The 5,458-nt window shown below is 40.8% G+C and carries 5 protein-coding genes and 1 pseudogene; 2 read left to right on the top strand and 4 right to left on the bottom strand.

Going from position 1 to position 5,458, the window contains the following annotated elements:
• Together ACR2F7_RS06980 and ACR2F7_RS06975 are read right to left on the bottom strand one after the other, a co-directional pair.
• Positions 1–516: pseudogene (locus ACR2F7_RS06980) on the bottom strand (ISAon1 family transposase); the annotation flags it as partial.
• A 43-nt stretch (positions 517–559) separates the two neighbouring features.
• On the bottom strand, positions 560–889 hold the full coding sequence (locus tag ACR2F7_RS06975) for an ISAon1 family transposase N-terminal region protein (protein WP_432712863.1): 330 nt from the start codon (positions 887–889) through the stop codon (positions 560–562).
• A 173-nt stretch (positions 890–1,062) separates the two neighbouring features.
• On the opposite strand from ACR2F7_RS06975, the gene ACR2F7_RS06970 reads away from it, so the two are divergent.
• Positions 1,063–1,416 (top strand): ISAon1 family transposase N-terminal region protein, encoded by a 354-nt coding sequence (locus ACR2F7_RS06970; protein WP_432712862.1) that lies wholly within the window; start codon positions 1,063–1,065, stop codon positions 1,414–1,416.
• Positions 1,417–1,601: 185 nt separating this feature from the next.
• Entirely contained in the window at positions 1,602–1,802 is a 201-nt protein-coding gene (locus tag ACR2F7_RS06965) for a hypothetical protein (protein ID WP_432712861.1), read from the top strand.
• Between the two features lie 169 nt (positions 1,803–1,971).
• On the opposite strand, the gene ACR2F7_RS06960 is transcribed toward ACR2F7_RS06965, so the two are convergent.
• Complete coding sequence (locus ACR2F7_RS06960) at positions 1,972–4,152, bottom strand: GH92 family glycosyl hydrolase (protein WP_432712860.1); 2,181 nt, start codon at positions 4,150–4,152, stop codon at positions 1,972–1,974.
• 46 nt (positions 4,153–4,198) lie between these two features.
• The coding region (brnQ, locus tag ACR2F7_RS06955) for a branched-chain amino acid transport system II carrier protein (RefSeq protein WP_432712859.1) at positions 4,199–5,458 on the bottom strand (1,260 nt) is incomplete at its 5' end.

Genomic DNA, 5,458 nt, shown 5'->3' with positions numbered 1-5,458 from the left:
TTGTTTAACGGTATCTCCGTTTGAAAGTATTTCAGCACGGAAGGCTGTTTTGGCTTTTTTAGCCTGGTCTATTGCTTCATTTTCTGCATCTAAAGCTTCCCAGCGATACTTTATACGCATTTCCTGTAGCGCTTCAGTAGCAAGTTTCTGAACATGAAATCTGTCGGTCACCCGTACCGCTGACCGGAAGCAACGCTTTGCAATGAGCTCCATATTGCCTGCCATATCCAGGGTAATCTCGGTGACTTTCCTGCGTAGCCTTTCAGGAATTTTCTGAAGCACTTCTATAACTGTTTCCGCCTTTGTACCGGCAATAATGGCTACGATAGCGCCTTTTCTGCCCTTGGCAGCCTTATTGGTAAGTATGGTATAAAGTTCTCCCTGAGACAAGGAAGTTTCATCAATGGATAGCTGAGCCCCTAAGTTCTCAGGGTATAGCAGCCATTTTTTTGCATGAGATCTTTGATTCCAGTCCTTGAACCCACTTAATGACTGGCGGTAGTTACGCTGCAGGGTTTTTCCCTTTACCCCATAAAAACCACCAACAGTCTGGCTTGAGTTAGGGTTGGTATCGACTGATCTCTTTTAAAAAAGCTGCGAATCCCTCTGTTATTCGCGTTCCTTCTGCAACAATATTCCAATCCCGGTAAGCAACCTTATTAGTAGTGGTATTCAGCCAGCGCCTGCGTTTGATGTGAAGAAAAACCTTGTGCCCGCGAATCGGAAAATCCTGAACGGTAATAGTAGGAAAAAAACCTTTTGAAAGCAGCTTCTCACCATCAGGCACATCCGGCGTTGTATTGACTTCCTGAAGGTCTAAATGAAATACATCTTCTTCCTTCCGAACTTCTTTAAGTTCAAAAAAATCAAGAATGAAATCTGGGAGCAATAAGCTTATTAAAGAATGGTAACCGTCCTGCATGAAGTAAGAAATCTAAAACAGCAAAGCTAAAAATATAAGACTTGCTCCACAAGTTTTTGACTTGATCCGAATTCTTGGGGGGAAGTAAATAATTTCTTTCTTTTGCAGTATAGAAATTAAGATTACTAGCTGCTACTATTTTGAACCAGGCCACCGACACATTAATAAGTTTTTTATTGCCAGAAGGCATTCTGGATTATTTTGAGTTAACCAAGGCTGGTAAAGATTCCATTGGATTTAACATCTACCTTGAAGAGAAGAATATCGCCCCTGGTGGCTACCAGAAGCATGAACTGGAATCCAAAGGATTCTTTCCAGAGACTCGTATTCAAGACTTTCCTATTCGTGGCCATAAAGTGGCATTATGTGTAAAACGGCGAAGATGGACCGTAATTAAAGATGGAACAATCATTAGCAGAGACTGGGATTTAGTGATAAAAGGGACACGAATGACAACGGAATTCGGTCTTTTTTTAAAAGGGATATTTGGATAATCACCCCATTAGTTGCTATCATTTAGGGCAATACTTCCAGGTTGAGGGGAAACAGCTTCAGGAGTTCTACAAAGAACATATCAGTGAGTATGATAGCTGGGACCAGAAATTACACGCGGATGAATGGATGTTGTTCTCAGAAAATGTAAGCACCAGGCTAAGTATTGATGAAACAGCTTTATCTAATGGTGAATTCTATACTAATTGTAACCAACATAGAAGCCAAAGGCAGAAAAGGCGCTATTGTAGCCATGGTAAAAGGTACTGTAGCTGAAGATATTATCGCTGTCCTGAAGAGAGTACCCGAACGATCCAGAAAAAGAGTGCAGGAGGTAACCATGGATATGGCGCTAACATGCAATTGGCTATTAAACGATGTTTTGTGAATGCACACGGGTAATTGATCGCTTCCATGTTCAGAAACTTGCCTTTCCAATGGGGATACCTTGAAACAATTGCTTGCAAGAAGCAAATACCTGTTGTTCAAACATCACATTAAATGGACAGAAGTGCAGAACAGACCTGCTGAACTGCTCTTTGAAAGGTATCCCGATGTTACTTCGTGATAATTTCGATGTCACCACCATTTAGGAATACATCATGTGACACAAAATAACCATCAATTTTCTTTCCGTTTACTTTAATGGAAGTAATTGCACGGCCTTTACCAGGTTTAATAATGGTAACCATTTTACCATTGTTGGCCCGCCATTTTACTTCATCAAAAAGTGGAGCAGTAACAATATATTCCGCATCCGTTGCTGAAAAAGGGTATAATCCAAGTGCACTGAAAACATACCAAGACGACATCTCCCCTGCATCATCCATTCCACTAAGTGCTAAACCATCGTCACCAATGCCATATAAATTATTCATAATGGTATCCAGTATTTTCTGCGACTTTTCCGGCTTGCCTATGAAGTGATAAGAAAAAGGGGCTTCATGATCTGGCTGGTTGCCATGGCAATACTGCCCAATCATAGTCTCCACATTCCTGGCAATATGCTTCGGGTTCCATGGCACCGTGAACAGCGAATCTAACTTGGCTTCAAAACCTTTTTCTCCGCCATATAAGGCAATTAAGCCTTTCATATCATGCGGTGCAAAGAATGACATCTGCCATGCATTGGCTTCCCTGTACATATATTCGTAATAAGGGTACTGAGGATCGAAATTTTTAATCCAGTCGCCATTTTTTAACCTGCCCCTCATAAATCTGGTACCTGGATCAAACATATTTTTATAATTATTTGATCTTGTCATGAGGATGTTGTAATTGGCTGTGTCGCCTAATTTTTTCGCCATTTGGGCAAGGGAATAATCGTCATAGGCATACTCCAGTGTCTTGGACACGCCTGCTGTTCCCTTTGTTTCTACATGTGGATTAGCAATATCCAGTTCAGAGATATAGCCTTTTTCAATGTATTCAGCAATGTGCGGACGGGCGCCATTTGGTAAATTGGCATTTCTTAGCAGGAGCTGGTAGGTTGCTTTGACATCGAAATCATCAATGCCCCTTAGGTAGGCACCTGTGATAGAAGATGCGCCGTGATCTCCATGAAAAAAGGTGGGTATAAAGCCTGTTTTCTCCCCAACATCTTTCATCGATTTAATTACATTCAGGGTTACATCAGGCGAAATCATGCCTAAAAGCACATCTTTGTTCCGGTAGGTATCCCACAAGGATGGCTCCGTATAATAATCGAAATCTGCTTTGGCCAGGTTATTCTTTGCATCTGTGAATTGACCGTTCACATCACTTCGCAAGGCTGGCCATAAAAACGATCTGTATAAACTAGAATACAACATCTGCTTCTGTTTCTCTGTTCCGCCTTTAACCTGAATGGTTGACAATAAAGTCTCCCACTTCTGCGTACCTTCAGCAACCACCTCGGAGAAAGACTTGTCTCCTATTTCGGCTTGAAGGTTTTGTTTAGCATTGGCAATGCTAACAAACGACAAGCCTATTTTTAGTTCTACGGGCTTTTTATTACCGTCGGCGAGGTAAACCATGGCATACCCATTTGGTTTACCCTGTTCTGGTATGTCTAAACTTTTAATGTCAGTGTTCAGTTGGGCATAAAAATATATCTTTTCGCCAGTCTGCTGAAAGCCTTGTAACACCGAAGTACCAACTTTTTCGATACTCCAATTGGAGACTTTATTATTGGCTTTGGCCAGGTCAAATAGAATTTGTCTTCCTCTGTTATTTTTGTATTCATACTTGTGGTAACCCGCTCTTAGGGAGGACGTCAGACTCACATTTACATTATAATCGTCGAGATAGACCTGATAAAAGCCTGGAGTTGCGCTTTCCCTTTGATGAGAAAATGATGAACCAAACTTACTGTCTTTGTTTAAGGCAGAGAGGTTTTTCCCTGGATTGGAAACCGGCAGTATTGGAATGTTGCAAAGGTTCCAGTGTCCTTTATTTGTATGTGTAAATCCATAAATAACGGTGTCTTCATATTCATAGCCGGCTCCGGAACCATATTCTGTCATCGGGCTAAGCTGAACCATCGCATTAGGCATAGAACTCCCCGGAAATGTTAACCCAGCCCATGATCTCCATCCATCTGGCAACTCATAACCCAGTATTCTAGGATCGGTAAGGGGCGCAGTACCAATAAATGTGTTAACATACTTTGTATAAGCTGTAGACTGACTATATCCTGAAGTTGATCCTAGTAAAACGATGGCTGCTGCTCGAATAAGTTTTGTTAGTTGTTTTCTCATATCCTATAAAAAGTTGATCTGGCAATTAGCACATTATTGACGGAGGTTAACAATTATATTGGGGAGTACGGTGTTCCATCTCTGGTTTTTTCCTCAGCTTCTCTATCAGGAAAAAAATTATAAAAGACACTAACGATGGAACCACCCAGGCCAAATCATAACTGGCAAGTGGAATCTTTTTAATAACCTGGTTTAAAACAGGTACATCAAAACCAAAACTATTCAACAGCCCTGCAAATGACACTAAAGATGTAGCTAATAAGGCGCCCATATAGGGTTTTGGGGATTTAATTACCCGCCCAAATATAACGACATATAGAACCAGTGTGATCACTATAGGGTAAACAAAGGATAAAAATGGGTAAGCATAGGTGATAATATTATCTACCCCTGTAATGGATAAAACACAAGATATTACACAACAAGCAATCACAATGGTTTTATAACCTATTTTATGATTCACTAATTCGCTAAAGAATGATCCTACTGCGCTTGTTAGCGCAACAGCGGTGGTTAAGCAGGCCAGTGCGATACATATGGCCATGGCATAAGTTCCGTTAACGCCAAGATGGCTAACGGAAATATTTAAAAGTAAGGGCGCTCTTTTTGTGTTTATAGACCATTCATAGCTGGAAGTAGCGCCCAGATATACCAGACCTCCGTAGATAAAAAACAAAAATAAAGCGGCAAGCAAACCTGCAGCAATAACAATTTCCTTTTTCTGCCTTGTGGTATGATAACCCTTCGATTTTGCAGCCGTCACAATTATTCCTGCGAAAATTACGGATGCTAAAACGTCTAAGGTCTGGTACCCTTCCTGAAATCCGATTAAAAAGGCGTCTATATTCGTATATCGGTTAACAAAATGTTCATCAGTTGAATTGATCAGCCCCATTACGATTAAGCATGCAAGGATAAGAATCAATAATGGTGTTAAATAATTGCCAATGAGGTCTACAACTTTAGAAGAAGACAGCGAAAAAAAACCTGTAACAATAAAAAAAATAATAGAGGCTATGATTGGGTTAAAGGATGGGAAATGAGGTAGGATTCCGATCTCAAAGGTGGTTGCAGCAGTGCGGGGAATAGCGATAAGCGGTCCTATGCCTAACATAATGATAATGCCTAATACAATACCGACATTTTTATTCACACGCTTACCCAGGTCAGTAAAGTTATCACCAGAAAGGACTACAGAAATGATGCCCAGAAATGGAAGAATAACAGTTGTAATCATGAAGCCAATGGTGGTCCACACCCAGGAGTCTGAGACCTGTAACCCAATAAATGGTGGAAGTAGTAAGTT

Source organism: Pedobacter sp., from assembly GCF_045628745.1.
In the GTDB taxonomy this organism is placed as follows: domain Bacteria; phylum Bacteroidota; class Bacteroidia; order Sphingobacteriales; family Sphingobacteriaceae; genus Pedobacter.
Note: the sequence above shows the minus strand (reverse complement) of the source record. Positions and strands in the feature narration are given on the sequence as shown.

Coding starts and splice junctions, on each gene's coding strand:
- ACR2F7_RS06965 (WP_432712861.1), top strand. CDS start 1,602: ATGGTGAATTCTATACTAATTGTAACCAACATAGAAGCCAAAGGCAGA.
- ACR2F7_RS06960 (WP_432712860.1), bottom strand. CDS start 4,152: ATGAGAAAACAACTAACAAAACTTATTCGAGCAGCAGCCATCGTTTTA.